The following is a 25,159-nucleotide window of genomic DNA, read 5'->3' as shown; positions in this document are numbered from 1 at the left end:
GGGTGGTTTTTGCGGCGGTATGGGGCCGCCGCCTTTAACGGGCTTTTTTTCGGGGGTTTCAAGGTTTTCATTTGTTTTTTTCCCCCCCCCCGGTTTTTTATCTTTTGTATGGGGGGGCCGCGTCACCGCGGCCGCTTGCATGTTCAAGGTCCGGAGCTTATCTCGTGAGCTTCGGTGACACGCGCCGCCTCAAGCTGTGGGCGTCGAGCGTGACACGGAAATCAATGAAGTAGAGCAGGATGTAGTCCGAAACCGCTCCACACTTTTCGGCATCATGCTCTAGCGGAGAATCAGGCATGGCTTCGGCTGCTGAACAACTAGCCTCCAATCTGAATTTCGCGGCCTTCGCCAAGGCCGAGGATCTCAAAAAGCGCATCTGGTTCACCATCGGCGCGCTGCTCGTCTACCGCCTCGGCACCTACATCCCGCTTCCCGGCATCAATCCCGACGCTTTCGCCCAGGCTTTCTCGTCGCAGAGCAAGGGCGTGCTGGGCATGTTCAACATGTTCGCCGGCGGTGCCGTGCAGCGCATGGCGATCTTCGCGCTGGGCATCATGCCCTACATCTCCGCCTCCATCATCATGCAGCTGATGACCTCGGTCATCCCGTCGCTGGAGGCGCTGAAAAAGGAAGGTGAGCAGGGCCGCAAGATTATCAACCAGTACACGCGCTACGGCACCGTGCTCCTGGCGCTGATCCAGGCCTACGGCATCTCGATCGGCCTCGAAGGCGGCAACGGCATCGTCAACGATCCCGGCATGTTCTTCCGCATCTCGACCGTCGTCACGCTGGTCGGCGGCACCATGTTCCTGATGTGGCTCGGCGAACAGATCACGGCGCGCGGCATCGGCAACGGCATTTCGCTGATCATCTTCTCCGGCATCGTCGCCGGCCTGCCGCGGGCGATCTCCGGCACGCTGGAGCTCGGCCGCACCGGCGCACTGTCGACGGGCCTCATCCTCGCGATCATAGTGCTGGCCATCATCGTCATCGCGCTCATCGTCTTCTTCGAGCGCGCGCAGCGGCGGCTGCTCATCCAGTATCCGAAGCGCCAGGTCGGCAACCGCATGTTCCAGGGCGATACCTCGCATTTGCCGCTGAAGCTCAACACCTCGGGCGTCATCCCGCCGATCTTCGCATCCTCGCTGCTGCTTCTGCCGGCAACGGTCGCGGGCTTCTCGCAGGCGACCAACTTGCCGGCCTGGGCAAGCACGATCCTGGCCTCGCTCGGCCACGGCCAGCCGCTCTACATGATCTTCTATGCGGGCATGATTGTCTTCTTCGCCTTCTTCTACACGGCGATCGTCTTCAACCCGAAGGACACGGCCGACCAGCTCAAGAAGCATTCCGGCTTCATCCCGGGTTATCGGCCGGGCGAGCGCACGGCTGAGTATATCGACTATGTTCTGACGCGTATCACCGTCATCGGCGCCATCTATCTGGTGCTGGTCTGTCTGCTGCCTGAGTTCCTGATTTCAGCGACTGGCGTACCTTTCTACCTCGGTGGCACATCGCTTCTGATCGTGGTCAGTGTCACGCTCGACACGGTGGCGCAGATTCAGGGTCACCTGATCGCGCACCAGTATGAGGGCCTGATCAAGAAGTCGAAGTTGCGCGGGGGGAAGAGGAGCAGATGAGGCTGATATTGCTTGGGCCGCCAGGGGCGGGCAAGGGGACGCAAGCACAAAGACTGGTAGAACAACACGGTATCCCCCAGCTCTCGACGGGGGACATGCTGCGTGCCGCCGTCCAGGCCGGAACCGAGGTCGGCAAGCGCGCCAAGGCGGTGATGGATGCCGGCGAGCTGGTCTCTGACGCAATCGTGAACGCCATCGTCGCCGAGCGCATCGATCAGCCGGATTGCGCCAAGGGTTTCATCCTCGACGGCTATCCGCGCACGCTGGTCCAGGCGGACGCGGTCGATGCCATGCTTGCCGAGCGCGGCATCGCGCTCGACACGGTCATCGAGCTTGTCGTCGACGACAAGGCGCTGGTCGGCCGAATCATCAAGCGCGCGGAGGATGCCAAGGCCGCCGGCCAGCCGGTGCGCAAGGACGACAACCCGGCGGTGTTCGAGGAGCGCCTGCGCGAATACTACAAGAAGACCGCGCCGCTGACGGGCTACTATTATGCCAAAGGCAAGCTCAAGACCGTCGACGGCATGGCCAGTATCGATGCGGTGACCGCCGAGATCGATAAGGTGCTCGCGGCCGCGGCGAAATAGTTCGCGCCGACAATTAAAGATTGCGCTTGACTGAAGTGAGCCGTTGGGGTATGGCGGCCCGTCTTCCTATTAGGCATGGACTTTGCTTGCCCTTGCGGGCAAGGCGTCCGCTTTGAACCAGGAAACTCCCGCAAGGGCCGGCCTCCACCGGACGCGGGGTAACTCGAACGCCGGCTCGTCCGGCCTACATGGAGAAAGAGAAGAATATGGCTCGTATAGCCGGCGTCAACATTCCGACCAACAAGCGCGTCGTCATAGCGCTTCAGTACATTCACGGCATCGGCAAGAAGTTTGCCCAGGAGATCGTCGACAAGGTCGGCATCCCGGCGGACCGCCGCGTCAACCAGTTGACTGACGCGGAAGTGCTGCAGATCCGCGAGACGATCGACCGCGACTACCAGGTCGAAGGCGACCTGCGCCGCGAAGTCTCGATGAACATCAAGCGGCTCATGGACCTCGGCTGCTACCGCGGCCTGCGTCACCGCCGCTCGCTGCCGGTCCGCGGCCAGCGCACGCACACCAATGCGCGCACCCGCAAGGGCCCGGCCAAGGCAATCGCCGGCAAGAAGAAGTAATTGGGGGAGTAAGGGAGTAGGGCAGTAAGGCAAAAGGGATCGCGTTTTCCCTACTCCCTTACTGCCTTGATCCCCTACTGCCTCTCCAAGGTGGAGCCGCTGGCATTACGGCGGTGTAGAGATCAACTGAAAGGACTATCATGGCCAAGGAAGCCGCTCGTGTTCGCCGTCGCGAACGCAAGAACATCTCGTCGGGCGTTGCCCACGTCAATTCGACCTTCAACAATACCATGATCACCATCACCGATGCGCAGGGCAATTCGATCGCCTGGTCGTCGGCCGGTGCCCAGGGCTTCAAGGGTTCGCGCAAGTCGACCCCGTTCGCCGCCCAGATGGCTGCCGAGGACGTCGCCAAGAAGGCGCAGGAACACGGCATGCGCATGCTTGAGGTCGAGGTCTGCGGACCCGGCTCCGGCCGTGAATCGGCCCTTCGCGCGCTGCAGGCCGCCGGCTTCACCATCACCTCGATCCGCGACGTGACGCCGATCCCGCACAATGGCTGCCGTCCGCGCAAGAAGCGCCGCGTCTGATTTTTAAGCGCCGCGCGAACGCCACGGCGTTCCTCCGCGGTTTTCCGTGTCGCCCGCCACGATTGGATGGTGGCGGGGCAAAGGAAGGAAGACATTTATGATCCAGAAAAACTGGCAGGAACTGATCAAGCCGAACAAGATCGAGTTCTCGTCGAAGAAGAAGACGCTGACCACGCTGGTGGCCGAGCCGCTCGAACGCGGCTTTGGTCTGACGCTGGGCAACGCGCTGCGGCGCGTGCTTCTGTCTTCGCTGCGTGGCGCGGCCGTCACCGCCGTGCAGATCGACGGCGTACTGCATGAATTCTCGTCCATCGCCGGCGTGCGCGAGGACGTGACCGATATCGTGCTCAACATCAAGGAAATCGCCATCCGCATGGAAGGTGATGGTCCCAAGCGCATGGTCGTGCGCAAGCAGGGCCCGGGCGCCGTGCTCGCCGGCGACATTCAGACCGTCGGCGACGTCGAGATCCTCAACCCCGACCACGTCATCTGCACGCTGGACGAGGGTGCCGAGATCCGCATGGAGTTCACCGTCGACACCGGCAAGGGCTATGTGCCGGCCGAGCGCAACCGCGCCGAGGACGCGCCGATCGGCCTGATCCCGGTCGATTCGCTCTACTCGCCGGTCAAGAAGGTCTCCTACAAGGTCGAGAACACCCGCGAAGGCCAGGTGCTCGACTATGACAAGCTGACCATGACCATCGAGACCAACGGCTCGATCTCGGGCGAGGACGCGGTCGCTTTCGCCGCCCGCATCCTGCAGGACCAGCTCGCGCTGTTCGTCAATTTCGACGAGCCGCAGAAGGAAGTCGCGACCGAAGCCGTCACCGAGCTCGCCTTCAACCCGGCGCTGCTCAAGAAGGTGGACGAGCTCGAGCTTTCGGTGCGTTCGGCCAACTGCCTGAAGAACGACAACATCGTCTATATCGGCGACTTGATCCAGAAGACCGAAGCCGAGATGCTGCGCACCCCGAACTTCGGCCGCAAGTCGCTGAACGAGATCAAGGAAGTGCTGGCGGCCATGGGCCTCCACCTCGGCATGGAAGTGCCGGATTGGCCGCCGGAAAACATCGAAGACCTCGCCAAGCGTTACGAAGACCAATATTGAGCATGAATTCCAAGGGTCGGCGGCGTAAGCCACTCGATCCGACGGTCATGCGGAAAACCATCAGAGGCCGTGGCCTCTTGAACAACTGAAGAAGGAAAAGAGCCATGCGCCACGGTTTCAAAGGCCGTCGCTTCGCCCGCAGCGTAAGCCACCGCAAGTCGATGTTCGCCAACCTCGCCGTGTCTCTGATCGAGCACGAGCAGATCGTCACCACCCTGCCGAAGGCGAAGGACCTGCGTCCGATCGTCGAGAAGCTCGTCACGCTCGGCAAGCGCGGCGACCTGCACGCTCGTCGTCAGGTCATCGCCCAGATCGGCAACGAGCCGGTCGTCAAGCGCCTGTTCGACACGATTGCGCCGCGTTACGCGCAGCGCAACGGTGGCTATCTGCGCATCATGAAGGCTGGCTTCCGCAAGGGCGACAACGCCGCCTTGGCGGTCATCGAATTCGTTGATCGCGACACCTCGGCCAAGGGCGCCGCCGATCGGGCCCGCCTTGAGGCGGAAGGCACCAGCGAGGAAGCCGCGGCCGCCTGAGGCCTGCATTTTCGTCAATGACTTCAAGGGGCCTTCGGGCCCCTTTCTGCATTTGGGACGGTTTGAGCCGAGCGAGCGGAATTTCACGTCCGGGCTCAAGCTTTTGCGCGACAAGTGTCGCATTTGTGTGCATTAGCCTTTCATTCTGCACAATCGTCGGGACAATGGCCCCCGATCTGGAGGTATTCGAAGATGCACCTCAAGCGACTGGTTCTTGTTGCTGCGCTTGCCGTCTTTGCTGCGGCACCGGCCGCAAGACAGGCTTTTGCCGACAACGCCGCCAAGCCGGCCGACCCGGGCCTCTCCGACGTGCTGACTGATCTTTTGCATGGCGTTGAAGGTGAGAACGGCACGGCCAGCCCGGAAAAGCGCGTGCCGTTCGGCCGCGAGCAGGTGCAGCTCTCCTTCGCCCCGCTGGTCAAGCAGACAGCTCCTGCCGTGGTCAACGTCTATGCCTCGCAGACCGCCAAGGTGACGTCGCCTTTCGAGGGAGATCCCTTCTTCGAGGAGTTCTTCGGTCGCGCCCAGCCGCGCGCGCAATCGTCGCTGGGATCGGGCGTGTTGGTCGATCCGAGCGGCGTCATCGTGACCAATTTCCATGTCATCAAGGACGCCGACGAGGTGAAGGTCGCGACAGCGGACGGGCGCGAGTTCACCTCCAAGGTCATGCTCAAGGACGAGACACTCGATCTCGCGGTGCTCAAGATCTCGGCCGACAAGCCGTTCCCGGTGGTTGCCATCGGCGACTCGGACGCGCTGGAGGTCGGTGACCTTGTGCTGGCCATCGGCAATCCGTTCGGCGTCGGCCAGACCACCACCAGTGGCATCGTTTCCGCGCTCGCTCGCAGCCACATCGGCGTTTCGGATTCCGGCTACTTCATCCAGACCGACGCCGCCATCAATCCCGGCAATTCGGGCGGCGCGCTGATCAACATGGGCGGCCAGCTGGTCGGCATCAACACGGCGATCTACAGCCGCAGCGGCGGCTCGATCGGTATCGGCTTCGCCATCCCCTCGAACATGGTGCGCGCCTTTGCCGATGCCGCCAAGGCTGGTCTCGACTTTTTCGAGCGGCCATATATCGGCGCCGAGTTCGAAATGGTGACACCGCAGATTGCGGAATCGCTCGGCATGGAGAAGCCGACCGGCGCGCTGGTCTCATCGGTCGAAGGTTCCGGCCCCGCCGGCAAGGCCGGCCTGAAGCCCGGCGACGTCATCCTGTCGCTCAACAACACCCCGGTCGAAAGCATCGAGGCGCTCGACTATCGCATGGCGACGCTATCGATCGGCACCAAGGCGACCTTCGTCGTACTGAGCAAGGGCCAGCAGGCGACGCTGGAAATCCCGCTTGATCGCGCGCCGGAGGGCGCCAAGCCCAGCGAGGTGACCTTGCGCGGCCGCAGTCCCTTTGCCGGCGCCAAGGTCGCCGAGCTGTCGCCCAGGCTTGCCCAGCGGCTTGGCCTTCGCACCGATCTCAAGGGCGTCACCGTCATCGATATCAGCCGCGATTCGCCGGCCGCCGATTTCGGCTTCCAGCCCGGCGATATCGTGCGCGAGGTGAACGGCACCAGCATCGACACCGCGGCGACGCTGGCACAGGTTGCCCAGCAGGACACGCGCTGGTGGCGCTTTACCGTCGAGCGCGGCGGGCAGATACTGCGCCAGGTGTTGCGCTATTGAGGCGGTCTGCCCATTTAAGGCATGATCCCGAACCGAAAGGTTCACCTGAAAAGATCATGCTCTCAAAAGAGTGGGATCGCGTTTCAACCAAAAGACTTGCATGGCCGATCTGTTCAGTTCCGATGAGCCGGAGAAAGCGCCGCCCGGACGGCCGCTGGCCGATCGGCTGCGCCCTAAAAATCTCGGCGAGGTCGTCGGCCAGGAGCATCTGACCGGCCCCGACGGCGCGCTGACCCGGCTGATCGATTCCGGTTCGCTGGGCTCCATGATCTTCTGGGGGCCGCCCGGCACCGGCAAGACGACGGTGGCCCGGCTGCTGGCCGGCGAGACCAAGCTCGCCTTCGAGCAGATCTCGGCCGTATTTTCCGGCGTCGCGGACCTCAAGAAGGTCTTCGAGGCGGCGAAGCTCAGGCGCTCCAACGGCCGCCAGACGCTGCTCTTCGTCGACGAGATCCATCGCTTCAACCGTGCCCAGCAGGACGGGTTTTTGCCGGTGATGGAAGACGGCACCGTGGTGCTGGTCGGCGCAACCACGGAGAACCCGTCATTCGAGCTCAATGCGGCGCTTCTGTCGCGAGCGCGCGTGCTGGTGTTCCGTTCGCTGGGCGAGGAAAGCCTCGCCAAGCTTCTGGCGCGGGCGGAAGAAACCGAGGGCAGGGCGCTGCCGCTCGACGACGAGGCCCGCGCGATGCTGATCCGCATGGCGGACGGCGACGGCCGCGCCTCTCTGACGCTGGCCGAGGAAGTCTGGCGCGCCGCCAAGAAAGGCGAGGTCTTCGGTCCGGAAGGCCTGCAGCGCGTCATCCAGCGCCGTGCGCCGATCTACGACAAGGGCCAGGACGGCCATTACAACCTGATCTCGGCGCTGCACAAATCGGTGCGCGGCTCCGATCCTGATGCGGCGCTCTACTATCTTGCCCGCATGTTCGACGCCGGCGAGGATCCGCTCTATCTCGGGCGGCGTTTGGTGCGCATGGCTGTGGAGGATATCGGGCTCGCCGATCCTCAAGCGCTTGTCGTCGCCAACGCGGCCAAGGACGCCTATGACTATCTAGGCTCGCCCGAGGGCGAACTCGCCTTCGCCCAAGCCACCGTCTATCTCGCCACCGCGCCGAAATCGAACGCTGTCTACACAGCCTTCAAGGCTGCGACCGCGGCCGCCAAGGAGTTCGGCTCGCTGCTGCCGCCCAAGCACATCCTCAATGCGCCGACCAAGCTGATGAAGCAGGAGGATTATGGCGCCGGCTATCGCTACGACCACGACGAGCCCGACGCGTTTTCAGGCCAGGACTATTTTCCCGAGAAAATGGGCCGGCACACTTTCTACGATCCGCCGGAGCGCGGTTTCGAGCGCGATATCCGCAAGCGGCTGGAATATTGGGCGAAGCTGCGCAGCGAACGGAACAACTGAGGTGCGTGGCCCCGTGGTCGGCATGCTAGCAGCATGTCGGCTGAGCATTGAGGTGGAGTTGTAACTCCAATATTTCTGTTGGCCGATTGACGGGTTCGCGCGACGGCATTGTACCGGGAAACAAAAAATCCTATCAAGACGCACGGCTGACGGGGGTCGCCGTGATTTTGTCGCATGGAACAGGATCGCGCCTCCCGCGCGAATGGCAATGAAAAAGAAAACCGTCAAGTCGCTCCGCAAGGCCGCCATCGCGGTCGTGGTTCTCGCGCTCGCTCTCTACTTCATCCCGATCCTGACCGCGATCTGGGTCGTCTGCGGCCTGATCGACGTCCTGCGTAACGATCAGAAGAACTGGAAGCTTTTCGACCGCTACTTTCTCGGCAACGGCATGTTCACCTGGCTGCTGTCGCCGTTCAACCTGATCGTCGACCTGCTCTGCTATCGCAACCCCGGCGTATGGAAGCCCGAACAGTTCCCTGAGGACTATCAGCGCGAGATCAACGAGGTCCTGGGCGTCTTCAAGGCCCGCAAGGACGAGATCATCGCCGACATCGACGCCAATTTCGGCGCCGGCAGGCGCGGCATGTATGTCTACCAGTGGTATGGCAAGCACAAGATCGACAACGTTCCCGAATTCAACAAGGATTACAAATACATCAAGACGATCGCCGTATCCGTTTTCAGCAAGCGCGAATCCACGTCCTGGCATTTCGGTCCGCTCCGCCTCAGTCTGCGCATCCTCTACAATCTGATCCCGGTGCAGGCGGAGATCTTCGTGCAGTGCGGCAGCAGGAAGAACTATTGGTACGACAACCCTTTGTTCATCTTCGACGACACGCTGTTCCACCGCTCGGTCAACGAATATGACGGCCGCCGCTACTGCGTCTTCGTCGACATCATCCGGCCGTCTCCGTTCCCAAAACTGATCGCGGGCCTTCTCGCCATCGTCTCGGTCAGCGTTGAGCGCATCAATTCTATCTTCTACAAGAACTGGAAGATGATCGGGTCGTCCAAGCCGAAGGCCGCCGCCAACTGATCCTGGCGACTCTTCAACCTGGCTCGGCCTGCGCGGCCGAGCCTCCGATGCCTACTCTTAAACCAACGTCCTATAGCGCCGATCGGCTGCAACCGTTACAACTCCTCCATCGGATATATCCACCAGGATATAACGACGGGCGGAAGGAGGTCCGCTCGCTGGGAGGATAGGTTTGAGCGGGCGGCAAGCAGCCGGTCATGCGGATTTCGTCCAGGCTTCGATCGCCAGAAGCGATGCGGCCCATTCGGCGTTGGTCGCCTCTTGGCGGCGCTCCCTTCAATTGCATCATCTCGATCCGGCTGAGCGCAAGGCACCCAGACGACTGACCGAAGCCGAATTGCGCCAAGCCCGTCAACGCATGGAGCGAATGATCCGCGCGGCCGAGGGAAGCCTCAACCGGCTCTATCAGGCGGTCGGCGGTGTCGGCTGCTGCGTGATACTGGCCGACCGCGACGGCATCCCTGTCGAGCGCCGGGGCGCGGTCGCCGACGACGAGACCTTCGACGAATGGGGTCTGTGGACCGGCACGGTCTGGAGCGAAGACAGTGAAGGCACCAACGGCATCGGCACCTGTCTTGCCGATCAGCGGCCGCTGACCATCCATCGCGACCAGCATTTCTTTTCGCGCAACACGCTCATGAGCTGCACCACGGCTCCCGTCTTTGACCATGAAGGCAACCTGGCAGCCGCGCTCGACGTATCGTCCTGCCGCTCTGACCTCACGGAAGGCTTCGTCCAGCTTATCTCGGTCGCGGTAGGTGACGCCTCGCGCCGGATCGAGGCGGAGAATTTCCGTATGGTCTATTCCAATGCCCGCATCCTGCTTGCACCGGTCGCCGAGCGTAGCGCCGGCGCGCTAATCGCCGTCGACGCCGACGACCTTGTGATCGGCGCGACACGCTCGGCTCGGCTTGCTCTTGGCATAACCTCGGAAGGCTTGGCCAGGGGCTTGCTCGCCGCCGACATCCTTGGGGATCCGGCCAGGGCCCGGGAGGATCTCGACGATGCCGAGCGCAGCGTGCTGCAGCGCGCGATGGCGCGCACCGGCGGCAATGTCTCGGCGGCGGCGCAGAGCCTCGGCATCTCGCGCGCGACGCTGCATCGCAAGCTCGCGCGTTTCAGCATCCGCCGGCCGCGTTGATTTACGCAACCTGACCTGTCGCAGTTCTGCGACACTCGCCGGCCGCGATCCGTTTGCCTGGGGATGACAGGCTGAAGAGCATCCGCAAGTGTTTCCGGCGACGCGCCACATTCCGTGACGCCGTTTTGCTGGGAGGCAGACAATGAACAAGGTTGAGTTCGCACGCGCGGCCAAGGTTCCCTTCGCCAAGCGCTATGACAACTTCATCGGTGGCCGCTGGGTCGCCCCGCATGCCGGAAAATACTTTGACAACATCTCGCCGGTGACCGGCCGGCCGCTTTGCGAGATCGCAAGGTCCGACGCACAGGACGTCGAAGCCGCGCTCGACGCCGCGCACAAGGCGAAGGATGCCTGGGGCAAGACCAGCCCGGCGGCGCGCGCCTTGGTCCTCAATCGCATTGCAGACCGCATGGAAGACAATCTCGACCTTTTGGCGCTGGCCGAGACATGGGACAACGGTAAGCCGATCCGCGAGACGACGGCGGCGGACCTGCCTCTGGCCATCGACCACTTCCGCTATTTCGCCGGCGTCCTTCGCAGCCAGGAGGGCAGCCTTTCCGAGATCGACCATGACACGGTCGCCTATCATTTCCATGAGCCGCTGGGTGTCGTGGGCCAGATCATCCCTTGGAACTTCCCGTTGCTGATGGCCTGCTGGAAGCTGGCGCCCGCGCTCGCCGCCGGCAATTGCGTGGTGCTGAAGCCGGCCGAGCAGACGCCCGCCACCATCATGCTATGGGCCGACCTTATCGGCGACCTTTTGCCGGAAGGCGTGCTCAACATCGTCAACGGCTTCGGCCTCGAGGCGGGCAAGCCGCTGGCATCGTCCAACCGCATCGCCAAGATCGCCTTCACCGGCGAGACGACGACTGGCCGCCTGATCATGCAGTATGCCTCGCAGAACCTCATCCCGGTGACGCTGGAACTCGGCGGCAAGTCGCCCAACATCTTCTTCCAGGACGTCGTCGGCGAGGATGACGACTTCTTCGACAAGGCGATCGAGGGATTCGTCATGTTCGCGCTCAACCAGGGCGAGGTCTGCACGTGCCCGAGCCGCGCGCTGGTGCATGAGAAGATCTACGACAAGTTCATGGAGCGGGCGCTGAAGCGCGTCGAGGCGATCGTGCAGGGCGATCCGCTCGATCCGGCCACCATGATCGGCGCGCAGGCATCGAGCGAGCAGTTGCAAAAGATCCTCTCCTATTTCGACATCGGTCGCCAGGAGGGAGCCCAGGTGCTGACCGGCGGCGAGCAGAACCACCTGCCGGGCGACCTCGCCGGCGGGTACTACGTGAAGCCGACGGTCTTCAAGGGTCACAACAAGATGCGCATCTTCCAGGAAGAGATCTTCGGGCCGGTGGTGTCGGTAACGACCTTCAAGGACGATGACGAGGCGCTGTCGATTGCCAACGATACGCTGTACGGCCTCGGCGCAGGCATCTGGAGCCGCGACGCGAACCGCTGCTACCGCTTCGGCCGCGCCATCCAGGCAGGTCGCGTTTGGACTAACTGTTATCACGCCTATCCGGCGCATGCCGCCTTCGGCGGCTATAAGCAGTCCGGCATCGGCCGCGAGACGCACAAGATGATGCTCGACCACTACCAGCAGACCAAGAATATGCTGGTCAGCTACAGCCCGAAGAAGCTCGGCTTCTTCTGATCCTCCCAGGGCGAAGGGGAAGGGAGGGCGCCGCGGACGGTGCTCTCCCTTCAACATAGGAGGATTGCCATGGACAGGACTTCATTGGGCAAAGTCACAGCCACGGCGGAGGCCGAGGCGCTGCTGGCCGAGATCATCGCCGACCACGGCCAGTGCTCATTCACCAGTCCGGCGGCTGCTGCGACGGATCCTCGCCGATGTGCTATGCGCGTGGTGAGTTCATGATCGGCGACAGTGACGTGAAGCTCGGCGAGATCGGCGTTACGCCGGTCTATATCAGCGCCTCTCACTATGAGGCGTGGAAGCACACCGACCTTATCATCGACGTGGTGAAGGGCAGGGGCGGCATGTTCTCCCTCGACAATGGCCGCGAGAAGAGGTTTCTCACCCGCTCGACGATCTGCGCCGTCCCGACGCCATCTTCCGGCAACTGAGCGAATAGACTGGACGGCACGCAGCGCCGCGATTGGGGTAATCGTCGCGCTTTGTTGGGTCTTTGGCTCGCAACCTAATCGCCTTAGTGCTATGGCCCCGCTTTCAAACGGAAAAGCGTATCCATGGCAGGTGTTGAACAGATCACGGTGGAGGCCGGCGAGGCGGGCATGCGGCTCGACCGCTGGTTCAAGGTCCATTATCCGGGCCTCGGCTTCGGCCACCTGCAAAAGCTCCTGCGTTCGGGCCAGATCCGCGTCGACGGCGGACGGGTGAAGGCCGACACACGCGTCGAGCCCGGCCAGTCCGTCCGCGTTCCGCCGCTCGACGTCGACAAGAAGGGCGAGGGCTCCCTCACCGGCCACTCGATCCGCAACCAGGGCGATGCCGACGTGCTCGCCAAGATGCTTCTGCACGAGGACCCGAAGGTCTTCGTCTTCAACAAGCCGGCCGGCCTGGCGGTGCAGGGCGGCTCAGGAGTCACCCGCAATGTCGACGACATGCTGGAGGCCTGGCGCAACCAGAAGGGTGAGAAGCCGCGCCTGGTCCACCGTCTCGATCGCGACACCTCCGGCGTTCTGGTCGTCGCCCGAACCCGCCTGGCCGCGATGAAGCTTTCCGAAGCGTTCCGGGCGCGCGAGACCAAGAAGACCTACTGGGCGCTGGTCAAGGGCGTGCCGCCGAAGCGCGAGGACAAGATCTCGACCTGGCTGGTCAAGGAGACGACGCCGGACGGCGATCGCGTGCGTGTCGCCAAGCATGGCGAGAAGGGCGCCGACCATGCCGTTTCCTACTATCGCGTCGTCGAGCAGGCGGCGCAGTCGCTGTCCTGGCTGGAGATGGAGCCCTATACCGGCCGCACGCATCAGCTGCGCGTTCACGCCGCTCATATCGGCTGCCCGATCATCGGCGACCCGAAATATTTCGAGGCCGATACCAACTGGGAATTCCCGGGCGGCATCCAGAATCGATTGCATCTCCATGCCCGCCGCATCGTCATCCCGCATCCGGACCAGGGCGTCATCGATGTTACGGCGCCGATGCCGCCGCATATGCGCCAGAGCTGGAACCTGCTCGGTTTTGATGAGCAGAGTGCCGAGGACTAAGGAGGGGACCCCGATCATGGAAGGGAACAGTCTCGCGAGCCAGTTGATCGGGTGGCTGCCGTTCGTCCTGATTTTTGTCGTGTGGGTTGTCTATACGCGTCGGATCGCGACAAGGCAGGGATCGATGGCCGAGGTCGGCCGCGAGAACACCGAGGCGGTCAGGCAGAACACCGAAGCGCTGAAAGCGCTGCTTGCAAAACTCGAAAGCCAATCGAAGCAATGACTACGGCAGCGGAGTTGGATCGCCGCGACGCGGTCGACATGGCGGCAGCGGCCATCATGGTCGGGCTGACCTTCTCGTGGGGACTGAACTACGTCGCCGCCAAGATTTCCTACGCAGGCTACGATCCCGTCTTCGTCTCGATCGCACGCTCGCTCCTCGGTGGGCTCTGCGTGCTTGGCTGGTGCCGGCTGCGCGGCATCAAGCTGTTCGAAGCGGATGGAACGCTGGCCGCCGGCATCGCCGTCGGCGTGCTTTTCGGCGTCGAGTTCCTGTGCCTCTATATCGGCCTCGAGTACACGACCGTCGCTCGCAACACGCTCTTGGTCAACACCATGCCGTTCTGGGTGCTGATCGGCGGTCATTTCCTGCTCGGCGAGCACATCAACGCGCGCAAGCTCGGTGGGCTTGTCCTGGCCTTCTGCGGCCTGGTGGCCGTGTTCTCGGACGGCATTGTCGCGGGCAGCGACGCAACGCTGACCGGCGATCTGCTCAGTCTCGGCTCGGGCATTCTCTGGGCGGCGACCAGCATCGTCATCAAGCGCTCGAAACTGGTCGCGACCAGCGCCGAGAAACTGCTACTCTACCAACTGGCCGGCGCCGCCGTCGTCGGTGTCCTGGTGATGCCCTTGGCCGGCCCGCCCATCCGCGCGGTTGCCGCCTTGCCGACGCTGGCGCTGCTCTTCCAGTCTTTCTATATCGTCGCCTTCACCTATGTATTGTGGTTCTGGTTGCTTCGGCGCTACCCCGCGTCCGGTCTGTCGAGCTTCGCCTTCCTGTCGCCGGTGTTCGGCGTCTTGTGCGGCGCGGTGGTCCTTGGTGAAGCGCCGACCACCAGGATATTCCTGGCTCTGGCCCTGATTGCCGCCGGTCTCATCGTCGTCAACCGGCCGGCGCGCAGGCAGCCAACAGTTTAGGGAGTTCGGCATGCGCGACATCCTCGAAGACCTCGAATCCGGAAAACTGCTTTCCGATCCCGATCCCGTGCGCCGCGCCCAGATCCAGATGAAGACGCCGCTGCCGAAGCGTTTCTACAAGGCGGTTTCGGTCGTCCCGGTGGAAAACGGTTTTGCCGTTCATCTCGACGGCCGGCCGGTGCGCACGCCGGGCAAGGCGGCGATGGTGCTGCCGACCGAAAAGGCCGCAGCACTTGTGGCCGGCGAATTCAGCGCGCAGGGGGAGGTCATCGACCCCGTGACGATGCCGGTCATGCGCCTCGTCAACACCGCCATTGACGGCGTCGCCTCCGACCCGCAGGCGGTGCTGGAAGATGTGCTGCGCTTCGCCTCGTCCGATCTGCTTTGCTATCGCGCCGACGGTCCGCAAGGTCTGGTCGATCGTCAGAACAGGCTGTGGGATCCGGTGCTGGACTGGGCACGCGGCAGCCTCGGCGCGCGCTTCAACCTTGCCGAAGGCGTCATCCATGTCGAGCAGCCGCGCGAAGCCATAGCCGTCCTCGGCGCGCATCTCGGCCAGCGCTCCGAGCCGATGCGGCTGGCCGCGATCCATGTCATGACGGCGCTGACCGGTTCGGCGCTGCTGGCGCTGGCCGTGGATTTCGGCGAGCTGGACGCCGAGGAAGCTTGGCTTGCGGCCCATGTCGATGAGGATTGGCAGATCGAACACTGGGGCCAGGACGCGGAGGCTGTCGCCCGCCGCTCGGCTCGCAAACGCGACATGATGGCGGCGGTCAGCCTGCTCGAGGCACTGCAAGGCTAAAAGCAATTCCGTCTGGAATTGCCTAAACAAACAAATCTGGAGTGGACCGGCGACCGGCCGGGTGTTGAGCCACTCCAGGCGCACGCCGCTTTCGCAGTGCACCTAATACCAAAGTCATAATCCCATTGTCGCGGTGCCTTTCGCTCGTTGTTTCTGTCATTTTTTCCTTCGTTGGTTGCGTTTTGAGTCCGCGTTCGGAGCAACGCGGATGGTGGCGCGCAGCCATCGAGGACAGACGGGATCTCACGGGAGGATATTCAAATGGCAATGGCTTCGACCGCCGGCGGGACCAGCCGCGGCATGACGCGGGAGGAGAAGAAAGTCATCTTCGCCTCATCGCTCGGCACCGTTTTCGAATGGTATGATTTCTATCTCTACGGTTCGCTGGCCGCCTTCATCGGCTCGACCTTCTTCAGCCCGGCGATCCCGGAGGCGACGCGCAACATCTTCGCACTGCTGGCCTTCGCCGCAGGCTTCCTGGTGCGCCCGTTCGGCGCTCTCGTGTTCGGCCGCATCGGCGATCTCGTCGGCCGCAAATACACCTTCCTCGTCACCATGACGATCATGGGCCTGTCGACCTTCCTGGTCGGCCTGCTGCCCGGTTATGCGAGCTGGGGCATCGCGGCTCCGGTGATCCTGATCGGGCTACGCATGCTGCAGGGCCTGGCGCTCGGCGGCGAGTATGGCGGCGCCGCGACCTATGTCGCCGAGCATGCGCCCGACGATCGCCGTGGTTACTACACGTCATGGATCCAGACGACGGCGACGCTCGGCCTGTTCCTGTCGCTCATCGTCATCCTGATCGTGCAGGCCTCGCTCAGCAAGGAAACCTATGCCAGCTGGGGCTGGCGCATTCCCTTCATCGTTTCCTTCCTGCTGCTCGCCGTTTCGGTCTGGATCCGGCTGTCGCTGTCGGAGTCGCCGACCTTCCAGCGTATGAAGGACGAGGGGAAGGGCTCCAAGGCGCCGCTGACGGAGGCCTTCGGCCAGTGGAAAAACGCCAAGATCGCCCTTCTTGCGCTGCTCGGCCTCACCGCCGGCCAGGCCGTGATCTGGTACAATGGCCAGTTCTACGCCCTGTTCTTCCTCACCAACGTGCTGAAGGTTGACGCGCAGTCGGTCAACATCATGATTGCCATCGCGCTTGCCATCGGCTCGATCTTCTTCGTTGTGTTCGGCTGGCTGTCCGACAAGATCGGCCGCAAGCCGATCATTATGGCCGGCCTTGCGCTCGGCATCGTCTGTACCTTCCCGCTGTTCAAGGCGTTGACCTCGGCCGCCAACCCGGCTCTGGCCACCGCCCAGCAGAACACCCGCGCGACGGTGACGGCGGCTCCTGGCGACTGCAGGTTCCAGTTCAACCCGGTCGGCACGGCGAAGTTCACGACATCCTGCGATATCGCGACCTCGTTCCTGACCAAGAACTCGGTGCCATACGACGTCGTCACCACGGCCGCGCCTGGAACCGCGGCCACGGTCAAGATCGGCAACGAGACGGTGGAGTCTTATGACGCCGTTGCCGCCGGCGATCAGGCCAAGGCCAAGGAGGGAGTCTTCCAGAAGGCGGTGAACATGGCGCTGAGGGACGGCGGCTATCCGCTGAAGCGCGCCGCGATCAAGGTGCCCGACCAGAAGCTCGATGCCTTCATCGCGGCCAATCCAGAGCTGAAGCTCGATGCGGCCACGATCCGTGGTGGCGAGAAGGCCTCGGTTCCGGCCGAGCAGGCGATCGCCGACAAGCTGCTGACCAAGGACGAGGCGGCCGGTGCGACGGAAGTCACGGTCCACAACATACCGGGCGGCGGCGCGTTCGCCATGTTCGCCGATCCGGCAGCCATCAACTGGCCGATGACGATCGGCATCCTGTTCATCCTGGTGCTGTTCGTGACCATGGTCTATGGGCCGATCGCCGCGATCCTGGTCGAGATGTTCCCGACCCGCATCCGCTATACCGGCATGTCGTTGCCTTACCATATCGGCAACGGCTGGTTCGGCGGCCTGCTGCCCGCGACCGTGTTCGCGCTCAGCGCCTACAAGGGCGATATCTACTATGGTCTCTGGTACCCGGTGATCATCGCGGCGATGTCGCTGATCATCGGCATGATCTTCGTCAGGGATACGCTCGGCACCGACTTGCACGCCAAGGACTGACCTCGGTCATCTGCTCAAAAAGAAGGCCCGGCGCGAGCGATCGTGCCGGGCTATTTCGTTCATAAAACTAAGGGGCGATCAGCTCTTGCGCTGATTTTCTTCCTCGACGGCTGCTTGATGATACCAGCCATCAAAGTCGGCATGCTCGCCGCGAAGCGTCGCAAGCTCTGCCGCGAATTTCGCCTTTGCGCCCAAATTTGAGGCAGACTTACGTCCTGCCAGCGGGAACATCAGGATTTTGGCCGACGGACGCGGTTGCATGACCTGCATTGGCGACCTCCTTGCTTGTCTAGAGACTTGCCGATTCAACGTAGCAAGCAAGATAGGTTCTGCGATTCGTTTAGGCAATATGCCTACAAAAAGATCATTACTTGCCAATTGTTTGTGCAGAAATATCGATTGAGCGATCCGAGCGCATTATTGAGGCGGCCGAGCAAAATCCACGTGTTGCCAGGACCATTTTGCCGCACCCGCCGACGGCGGAGTGGCATACGAATTGCTTTTTAACCATCGGCAGGCCGGCAAGCCCGGCCATGCGTTGACGCCGCTTGCGGCGTCCTAGCAACGAGAGGCACTGGAATGACAAAATACAAGCTCGAGTATATCTGGCTCGACGGATACGTCCCGACCCCCAGCCTGCGCGGCAAGACCCAGATCAAGGAGTTTGCCGAGTTCCCGACGCTGGAGCAACTGCCGCTGTGGGGTTTCGATGGCTCGTCCACCAATCAGGCCGAGGGCCACAGCTCCGACTGCGTGCTGAAGCCCGTCGCCGTCTACCCGGATCCGGCCCGCACCAATGGCGTGCTGGTCATGTGCGAAGTCATGATGCCCGATGGCGTGACCCCGCATGTCTCGAACAAGCGCGCCACCATCCTAGACGACGAGGGCGCCTGGTTCGGCTTCGAGCAGGAGTATTTCTTCTATAAGGACGGCCGTCCGCTCGGCTTCCCCGAGAGCGGCTACCCGGCGCCGCAGGGCCCGTACTACACCGGTGTCGGCTACAAGAATGTCGGCGATGTCGCGCGCCAGATCGTCGAGGAGCATCTCGACCTCTGCCTGGCCGCCGGCATCAACCATGAAGGCATCAACGCCGAAGTGGCGAAGGGCCAATGGGAATTCCAGATCTTCGGCAAGGGCTCCAAGAAGGCCGCCGACCAGATGTGGATGGCGCGCTACCTTCTGCTTCGCCTGACCGAGAAATACGGCATCGACATCGAGTTCCACTGCAAGCCGCTCGGCGACACGGACTGGAACGGCTCGGGCATGCACTGCAACTTCTCGACCGCTTACATGCGTGAGGTCGGCGGCAAAGCCTATTTCGAGGCGTTGATGGCCCAGTTCGACAAGAACCTGATGGATCACATCGCCGTATACGGCCCGGACAATGACAAGCGCCTGACCGGCAAGCACGAGACCGCCCCGTGGAATAAATTCTCCTACGGTGTCGCCGACCGCGGCGCTTCGATCCGCGTGCCGCATTCCTTCGTCAAGAACGACTACAAGGGCTATCTGGAAGACCGCCGCCCGAATTCGCAGGGCGACCCCTACCAGATCGCCTCGCAGGTCCTGAAAACGATCTCGGAGGTTCCGACCGCCGCTGTTTCGGCTGCCGCCTGATTATCCAAGCGCGGGCCTCGCGCCTGCGCCCCATAAGTTTCAATTTCGCAAGCCCCGGCGTTCTTCGCCGGGGCTTTTTGCGTGGCAGGCACCGGCGGGAATGTTTCGCCCGCCGCCATCAGCCGGCAGCAACGCTACGCGATTGAGCCATGACGGCTACTTCTGCAGCGGCGGACCGCCGCGTGCTGCGTGGTTCCGATGGGTTTGCGGAAAGGCGACAGCCCGCCGATAGGCTTGCCCATACGAAAACCCCGGCGAAACGCCGGGGTCCGTCTTTGTCGCCGATGCGGATAAGTTCGGTGGTCAGACCGAATAGTACATGTCGTACTCGACCGGATGCGGGGTCATTTCGAAGCGCATCACCTCGGCCATCTTGAGCTCGATGTAAGCATCGATCTGATCGTCGTCGAAGACGCCGCCGGCCTTCAGGAAGCCGCGATCCTTGTCGAGGTTCTGCAGCGCCTCGCGCAGCGAGCCGCAGACGGTCGGGATCTTCTTCAACTCCTTCGGCGGCAGGTCGTAGAGATCCTTGTCCATCGGCTGTCCCGGATGGATCTTGTTCTTGATGCCGTCGAGGCCGGCCATCAGCATGGCGGCGAAGCCGAGATAGGGGTTCGCGCCCGGATCGGGAAAGCGGACCTCGACGCGCTTCGACTTCGGCGAGGAGCCGAACGGAATACGGCAGGAGGCCGAGCGGTTGCGCGCCGAGTAGGCGAGCAGCACTGGCGCTTCATAGCCCGGCACCAGACGCTTGTAGGAGTTGGTGAGCGGGTTGGTGAAAGCGTTGATCGCCTTGGCGTGCTTGATGATGCCGCCAATGTAATAGAGGCAGGTTTCCGAGAGGCCTGCATATTCGTTGCCGGCGAAAGTCGGCTTGCCGCCCTTCCAGATCGACTGATGCACATGCATGCCCGAGCCGTTGTCGCCGAACACCGGCTTTGGCATGAAGGTGGCCGTCTTGCCATAGGCATTGGCGACCTGGTGCACGACATACTTGTAGATCAGCATCTTGTCGGCGTTGCGCACCAGCGTGTCGAACTTGATGCCGAGCTCGTGCTGGGCGGCTGCGACTTCGTGGTGGTGCTTCTCGACGCGCACGCCCATCTCGGCCAGCACGGTCAGCATTTCGGAGCGCATGTCCTGTGCGGAATCGATCGGCGGCACAGGGAAGTAGCCGCCCTTGATGCGCGGACGGTGGCCGAGATTGCCGGTCTCATAGTCGGTGTCGTCATTGGACGGCAGTTCGGTGGAGTCCAGGCGGAATCCGGTGTTGTAGGGGTCCGCCTTGTACTTGACGTCGTCGAACACGAAGAACTCGGCTTCGGGGCCGACATAAATGGTGTCGCCGATGCCTTCCGACTTCATGTAGGCTTCGGCCTTCTTGGCGGTGCCGCGCGGGTCGCGGTTGTAGGCCTCGCCCGAGATCGGATCGAGGATGTCGCACAGGATGACCATGGTCGACTGCGCGAAGAACGGATCCATGTGCACGGTGTCCGTGTCGGGCATCAGCACCATGTCGGACTCGTTGATTGCCTTCCAGCCGGCAATCGAGGAGCCGTCGAACATGACGCCATCGGCGAACATGTCTTCCTCGACCTCGACGACATCCATCGTCACATGCTGCAGCTTGCCGCGCGGATCGGTGAAGCGCAGGTCGACGAATTTCACGTCGTTGTCCTTGATCTGCTTCATGATGTCTTTGGCTGTCGTCATGTCATGTATCCCTGTGTGATGACGTGTTTTTGATGATGACGTTGCGGAAGGATGGGGGGCGTCAGATGGCGTCGATACCGGTTTCGCCGGTACGGATGCGCACGACTTCCTCTATGTTGGAAACGAAGATTTTTCCATCGCCGATCCGGCCCGTTTGCGCCGCTTTCCGGATGGCCTCGATGGCGCCTTCGACGGCTTCGTCGCCCAGCACCACCTCGATCTTCACCTTGGGGAGGAAGTCGACAACATATTCGGCGCCGCGATAAAGCTCGGTATGCCCCTTCTGACGGCCGAAACCCTTGGCCTCCGTCACGGTGATGCCTTGCAGTCCGGCCTCTTGAAGCGCTTCCTTCACTTCGTCCAGCTTGAATGGCTTGATGATCGCTTCGATCTTTTTCATGTATAAAATGGCCTCCACTGCCAAGAAGACGGGTTGTGTACCCCGCTTGCGCCTCCATCTAGCACGAACCGTGCCAATCCAAGGGAGCGGAGGCGGCACAGGGCGTTTTCGATTCCGCATCGCGCACGGATGCAAATTCGCGTCATCCGCTGCGTCGGATGCGGCATGGACGCCCAAACCCTATACATCGCCCCTCCTCAGTCCTGCACAAAAATTGGGCAGGAAGCGCAATTGGCAGGCAGACCCCTCTCGGATGCGACCACATTTGCAAATGATGCGCGGCCGCGGTGGTTTGCTTCGGACCGAAAACTGGACAATGCTTGATCGCACGGAGATCGGCAATCCCATGCGCAATGAACTTCTATCGACGGCCGAGATGGCTGAGGCGGACAGACTGGCGATCGCGGGCGGACCGCTCGACGGTTACGGATTAATGCAGCGCGCCGGCGAAGCGGTCGCGGCCCTGGTGCTGGCGCGCCACCCCACCGCGAAGAGGGTGCATGTGCTTTGCGGCCCCGGCAACAATGGCGGCGATGGGTATGTCGTGGCGCGGCTGTTGGCCGATGCGGGCGTCGATGTGTTTCTTTGGGCGTTGGGCGAACCCCGGGCTGGCACCGACGCCGCGCTCGCGGCAGCCGCCTGCACCCTGGAGCGGCGCCCGCTGTCGGCCCTCACGGCCGAAGCCGGGTCGCTGGTCGTCGACGCGCTCTTTGGCGCAGGCCTATCGAAGCCTCTCACCGGCGACGCCGAGGCCGCGGTCGACATCGTGACAGGGATGAACCTGCCGGTGGTCGCGATCGACCTTCCTTCGGGCGTTTCCGGCGATAGCGGCGAAGTGCTCGGCTCGGCATTTCACGCGGGGCTCACGGTGACCTTTGCGCGAAAGAAGCCCGGGCACCTGTTGCTGCCGGGCCGCCAGCGATGCGGCGAGATCGTGCTGGCCGACATCGGCATTGGCGACGAGATTATCGACAAGGTGGCGCCCCACGCTTTCGAGAACCGGCCCGGGCTTTGGATCGCGAACTTTCCGGTGCCGGCGGTCGACGCGCACAAATACAAGCGCGGCCATACGAGCGTCTTTTCGGGCGGACCATCCGCGACCGGCGCGGCGCGCCTTTCGGCGCTGGCGGCCGCAAGAAGCGGGGCAGGGGCCGTCACCGTGCTCTCACCGGCAAACGCCATGCAGGTCAACGCGGCGCATCTGACCTCGATCATGCTGCGCAAGGTCGACGCGATCGAGGACGTGCATGACCTGATCGGCGATCGCCGGCCGTCCAGCTTTGTCCTCGGTCCCGGCTTCGGCATCGGCGACAAGGCGCGCGATTTCACGCTAGGCGTGCTGTCCAGGAAGCGAGAGGGCGATGGCGTTGAGGGCCTAGTGCTCGACGCCGACGGCATCACGTCTTTCCGCAATGCGGACGCGAAGCTGTTCGAGGCGGCCGGCAGACCGGATGCACCGGCGTTGATCATGACGCCGCATGAGGGTGAGTTCGGCAGGCTGTTCGCGGACATTGCGGGCAACAAGGCGTTGTCGAAGCTGGCCAAGGCGCGCGAAGCCGCCCAACGCGCCAACGCCGTGATCGTCTATAAGGGGGCCGACAGCGTCATCGCCGGGCCGGACGGCTGCGCCGCGATCAACGCCAATGGTGCCCCGTGGCTCGCCACGGCCGGTTCGGGCGACGTGCTGGCAGGCATCATTGCGGGCTTTCTTGCCCAAGGCATGCCGGCCTTCGAAGCGGCTTGCGCCGGGGTCTGGATCCATGCCGAGGCCGGCAGTCGCTTTGGCCCGGGCTTGATAGCCGAAGACCTGCCCCTGGCGATGGGGCCTGTTATCCGCGACCTGCTGGAGGGCAGTGCCCGATGATTCGGACGGGGCTCATGATTCATTTTCCAGGTGCGGCGTCGGCCAAAGCTGCGAGAACTCGCTCCTCGCTGACACCGCGTGTGTCAAGCACCCAGCTCGGCGTCGAAATCGGTGGTTCGAGATAACGCACCTGATCGTTTACAGGTCCTGTCTCATAAGACCGATTTGATCCGAAGATAAGCACGCATGGTCTGCCCAGCGCTGCGGCCGCATGGCAGAGGCCGCCATCGACGCCGAGGAAGACAGTCGAGGCGGCGATCTGGCACATGGCGTCCGTCAGCTGCGGTGTCGACGTGAAATCCACCGCCTCCGGAAGCGCTGCCCGGATCTGCGCGGCGGCCTCGCGTTCTCGTGGGCCGCCGATGAGCCAAACCGACCAGCCGCGCCGGGCGTGATCTCTCGCTACCGAGATGAAACGCTCCGCCGGCCATGAGCGGAAGTTGGAGAAAGCGGACGTATAAAGCGCCAGCGCCGGTCGCGCGGGATCGATCCCGTGTCGGGCTCGCCAATCGGAAAGCGCTTCGGCCGAAATAGCCATTTGTGGAGCAGGCAACCGCATGCCGTCGACTGGCTTTTCACCCAGCATCGCGATGGCGCAGACCTGTTCGTACAATCTGGTCTTGCGCGGACCGAACGCCACGAAGCTCTTCAGCCAGCCGGCCGGCAGGCGGTTGATGATGCCGAACTGAAATTCCCGTGGATAGCCGATGCGTTCCGGTATGCCGGCCAGCCATGGCACGAGCGCGGCCTTGGTGCTGCTGGTGAGCATATAGGCCGCCTGGTAGTTCTCCTTGCGGATTTCGCGCGCCAGACCTGCCCGTTGTTTCAGCCCGGGCTTCCAATGCTTCTCGACAATCCATGTCTTGCGGATATGCGGCATCAGCCGCGCCAGCGGCGCGGCAAGCGGCGAAGTGGCGACGTCGATCGGATACCCGGGAAACTTCCCGGCCAGAATCTGAATTGCCGAATGGCAACGGATGAAGTCTCCGATCGCCGGCAAGCAGAAGACGAGGATGGGACGCAACGGGCGCTACCTTTAGATCCGGAACAATCGCCACCAATGGCTAACATGACGGTGATTTGTCACGGAAGCGCTTCGCCATCAAGGACGCGCGCATAGAGTTCCAGATAGGCCTTGGCCGTCTTCTCGATAGGGAACCTGTCGGCGGCCGACTGGCGGCATCGTTGCGCCGACAGGCCTCCTATCTCAGCAAGACCGTGCCCGAACTCCTCGTCGGTTTGGAAGAAGCGCCCGGTATCGGCATCGACGGTTTCCACGAGCGCGCCGCGTGGCGTGGTGAGCACGGGAGTGCCGCACAACATCGCCTCGACCTGCGCCATGCCGAAGGGCTCTTCCCACGAGATCGGATTCAGAAATGCCTTCGATTCACCCAGCAGGCGCAGCTTGTCCTGGCCATCGACCATGCCGTGAAAGCGGTAGCGGGCGGAAAGGCTCTTGAAGAACACGCCCTCGCGGCGCGTCTTGCTGCGGCCGAGCAGCTTCCAGCGCGAACCGCCGGCGATATCGAGGACGAAGTCGAATTTCTTGGCGAGATCCACCGCGCGGTTCAGCCCCTTTCCGGCGCGCGCAATCGCCGCCATGAAGAAGAGATGATCGTTCTTCGTCGGCGTCAGCCGGTAAGCGTCAACGGGAAACCCGTTGTAGACGAAGGTCTTGCGGCCATGCAGTTCGGCATGACGGGCGCTGAGGAAGTTCCAGTTGGGCTGCGGCCGCGGATAGTCCGGAAGGTGGCCGTGCTCGGTGTTGAGCGTAGGGAAGGGGACCTCGATTTTCCAGGCGTGGAGATTGACGATCTGGGTGTCGAGGGGAATCGCCGCGCGGCACTCGGCATCACTGACCGCATGCCTGACCTCGCACATCGGATGCGACGATCCCGGCGCGGCGATCAGGACGACATGGTGCCCTAGCTTGACCAGTTCGGTGACCAGCCACTCGACCTGGCGCTGCGTTCCGCCATACCCCTTGGCCGGAATAAGGCTCTGAGCTGCAAGGGTTATGCGCATTTCTTGTCGGC

General features: G+C 62.8%; 23 protein-coding genes and 1 pseudogene. 19 read left to right on the top strand and 5 right to left on the bottom strand.

Annotation, left to right across the window (positions count from 1 at the left end):
- Positions 1-296 precede the first annotated feature (296 nt).
- The 17 genes and pseudogenes from secY (at position 297) to P9272_RS20730 (ending at position 17,529) form a co-directional block, all read left to right on the top strand.
- The gene (gene secY, locus P9272_RS20810) at positions 297-1,637 is read left to right on the top strand and encodes a preprotein translocase subunit SecY (RefSeq protein WP_126061028.1); all 1,341 of its coding nucleotides are present in this window, start codon (positions 297-299) and stop codon (positions 1,635-1,637) included.
- Positions 1,634-2,224: an adenylate kinase gene (locus P9272_RS20805; RefSeq protein ID WP_278161997.1), complete on the top strand. Its 591-nt coding sequence runs from the start codon at positions 1,634-1,636 to the stop codon at positions 2,222-2,224. Before secY ends, P9272_RS20805 begins: the two co-directional genes overlap by 4 nt.
- A gap of 206 nt (positions 2,225-2,430) precedes the next feature.
- A complete protein-coding gene (gene rpsM, locus P9272_RS20800; protein WP_027170351.1) occupies positions 2,431-2,799 on the top strand; it encodes a 30S ribosomal protein S13 in 369 nt (122 codons plus the stop codon).
- Between the two features lie 140 nt (positions 2,800-2,939).
- Positions 2,940-3,329: a 30S ribosomal protein S11 gene (gene rpsK, locus P9272_RS20795; protein WP_006205444.1), complete on the top strand. Its 390-nt coding sequence runs from the start codon at positions 2,940-2,942 to the stop codon at positions 3,327-3,329.
- Positions 3,330-3,426: 97 nt separating this feature from the next.
- On the top strand, positions 3,427-4,437 hold the full coding sequence (locus P9272_RS20790; RefSeq protein ID WP_040994640.1) for a DNA-directed RNA polymerase subunit alpha: 1,011 nt from the start codon (positions 3,427-3,429) through the stop codon (positions 4,435-4,437).
- A gap of 104 nt (positions 4,438-4,541) precedes the next feature.
- Positions 4,542-4,973 carry a 50S ribosomal protein L17 gene (rplQ, locus tag P9272_RS20785; RefSeq protein ID WP_278161996.1) on the top strand — a complete coding sequence of 144 codons (432 nt, stop codon included), beginning with the start codon at positions 4,542-4,544 and terminating at the stop codon, positions 4,971-4,973.
- A 192-nt stretch (positions 4,974-5,165) separates the two neighbouring features.
- A complete protein-coding gene (locus P9272_RS20780; protein ID WP_278161995.1) occupies positions 5,166-6,653 on the top strand; it encodes a DegQ family serine endoprotease in 1,488 nt (495 codons plus the stop codon).
- A gap of 100 nt (positions 6,654-6,753) precedes the next feature.
- Positions 6,754-8,064: a replication-associated recombination protein A gene (locus P9272_RS20775; RefSeq protein ID WP_278161994.1), complete on the top strand. Its 1,311-nt coding sequence runs from the start codon at positions 6,754-6,756 to the stop codon at positions 8,062-8,064.
- Positions 8,065-8,272: 208 nt separating this feature from the next.
- The gene (locus tag P9272_RS20770; protein ID WP_278161993.1) at positions 8,273-9,100 is read left to right on the top strand and encodes an aspartyl/asparaginyl beta-hydroxylase domain-containing protein; all 828 of its coding nucleotides are present in this window, start codon (positions 8,273-8,275) and stop codon (positions 9,098-9,100) included.
- Positions 9,101-9,272: 172 nt separating this feature from the next.
- On the top strand, positions 9,273-10,241 hold the full coding sequence (locus P9272_RS20765; protein ID WP_278161992.1) for a helix-turn-helix domain-containing protein: 969 nt from the start codon (positions 9,273-9,275) through the stop codon (positions 10,239-10,241).
- A 142-nt stretch (positions 10,242-10,383) separates the two neighbouring features.
- A complete protein-coding gene (gene adh / locus P9272_RS20760; protein ID WP_278161991.1) occupies positions 10,384-11,901 on the top strand; it encodes an aldehyde dehydrogenase in 1,518 nt (505 codons plus the stop codon).
- A gap of 69 nt (positions 11,902-11,970) precedes the next feature.
- Positions 11,971-12,335 (top strand): annotated as a pseudogene (locus tag P9272_RS20755) (DUF779 domain-containing protein).
- A 123-nt stretch (positions 12,336-12,458) separates the two neighbouring features.
- Positions 12,459-13,439 (top strand): RluA family pseudouridine synthase, encoded by a 981-nt coding sequence (locus P9272_RS20750; RefSeq protein ID WP_278161990.1) that lies wholly within the window; start codon positions 12,459-12,461, stop codon positions 13,437-13,439.
- 16 nt (positions 13,440-13,455) lie between these two features.
- Positions 13,456-13,662, top strand: coding sequence for a hypothetical protein (locus P9272_RS20745; RefSeq protein ID WP_278161989.1), 207 nt, complete (start codon positions 13,456-13,458; stop codon positions 13,660-13,662).
- Positions 13,659-14,576: a DMT family transporter gene (locus P9272_RS20740; RefSeq protein WP_278161988.1), complete on the top strand. Its 918-nt coding sequence runs from the start codon at positions 13,659-13,661 to the stop codon at positions 14,574-14,576. The genes P9272_RS20745 and P9272_RS20740 overlap by 4 nt, the downstream gene beginning before the upstream one ends.
- Before the next feature lie 10 nt (positions 14,577-14,586).
- Entirely contained in the window at positions 14,587-15,378 is a 792-nt protein-coding gene (locus P9272_RS20735) for an ATP12 family chaperone protein (protein WP_278161987.1), read from the top strand.
- Positions 15,379-15,639: 261 nt separating this feature from the next.
- Positions 15,640-17,529: an MFS transporter gene (locus P9272_RS20730; RefSeq protein WP_278161985.1), complete on the top strand. Its 1,890-nt coding sequence runs from the start codon at positions 15,640-15,642 to the stop codon at positions 17,527-17,529.
- A 78-nt stretch (positions 17,530-17,607) separates the two neighbouring features.
- Here the strand turns inward: P9272_RS20730 and P9272_RS20725 are convergent, their stop codons facing one another.
- Positions 17,608-17,799 carry a DUF2735 domain-containing protein gene (locus tag P9272_RS20725; protein WP_278161984.1) on the bottom strand — a complete coding sequence of 64 codons (192 nt, stop codon included), beginning with the start codon at positions 17,797-17,799 and terminating at the stop codon, positions 17,608-17,610.
- A 309-nt stretch (positions 17,800-18,108) separates the two neighbouring features.
- Between P9272_RS20725 and P9272_RS20720 the strand changes: the two genes are divergently transcribed.
- A complete protein-coding gene (locus P9272_RS20720) occupies positions 18,109-19,146 on the top strand; it encodes a glutamine synthetase beta-grasp domain-containing protein (RefSeq protein ID WP_128260669.1) in 1,038 nt (345 codons plus the stop codon).
- A gap of 303 nt (positions 19,147-19,449) precedes the next feature.
- Here the strand turns inward: P9272_RS20720 and glnA are convergent, their stop codons facing one another.
- Together glnA and P9272_RS20710 are read right to left on the bottom strand one after the other, a co-directional pair.
- A complete protein-coding gene (glnA, locus tag P9272_RS20715; RefSeq protein ID WP_042642240.1) occupies positions 19,450-20,859 on the bottom strand; it encodes a type I glutamate--ammonia ligase in 1,410 nt (469 codons plus the stop codon).
- Positions 20,860-20,920: 61 nt separating this feature from the next.
- Entirely contained in the window at positions 20,921-21,259 is a 339-nt protein-coding gene (locus P9272_RS20710) for a P-II family nitrogen regulator (RefSeq protein WP_018428041.1), read from the bottom strand.
- A 346-nt stretch (positions 21,260-21,605) separates the two neighbouring features.
- On the opposite strand from P9272_RS20710, the gene P9272_RS20705 reads away from it, so the two are divergent.
- Positions 21,606-23,123 (top strand): NAD(P)H-hydrate dehydratase, encoded by a 1,518-nt coding sequence (locus P9272_RS20705; protein WP_278162086.1) that lies wholly within the window; start codon positions 21,606-21,608, stop codon positions 23,121-23,123.
- Positions 23,124-23,142: 19 nt separating this feature from the next.
- Here the strand turns inward: P9272_RS20705 and waaF are convergent, their stop codons facing one another.
- Positions 23,143-24,147, bottom strand: a complete 1,005-nt coding sequence (gene waaF, locus P9272_RS20700) for a lipopolysaccharide heptosyltransferase II (RefSeq protein WP_278161983.1) — start codon at positions 24,145-24,147, stop codon at positions 23,143-23,145.
- A gap of 59 nt (positions 24,148-24,206) precedes the next feature.
- Complete coding sequence (locus P9272_RS20695; RefSeq protein ID WP_128260666.1) at positions 24,207-25,148, bottom strand: glycosyltransferase; 942 nt, start codon at positions 25,146-25,148, stop codon at positions 24,207-24,209.
- Between the last annotated feature and the right edge of the window lie 11 nt (positions 25,149-25,159).

The sequence above is a fragment of the Mesorhizobium sp. WSM4976 genome, from assembly GCF_029625685.1.
In the GTDB taxonomy this organism is placed as follows: domain Bacteria; phylum Pseudomonadota; class Alphaproteobacteria; order Rhizobiales; family Rhizobiaceae; genus Mesorhizobium.
The sequence above is the reverse complement of the archived record's forward strand: the minus strand, read 5'-3'. Positions and strand labels throughout refer to the sequence as shown.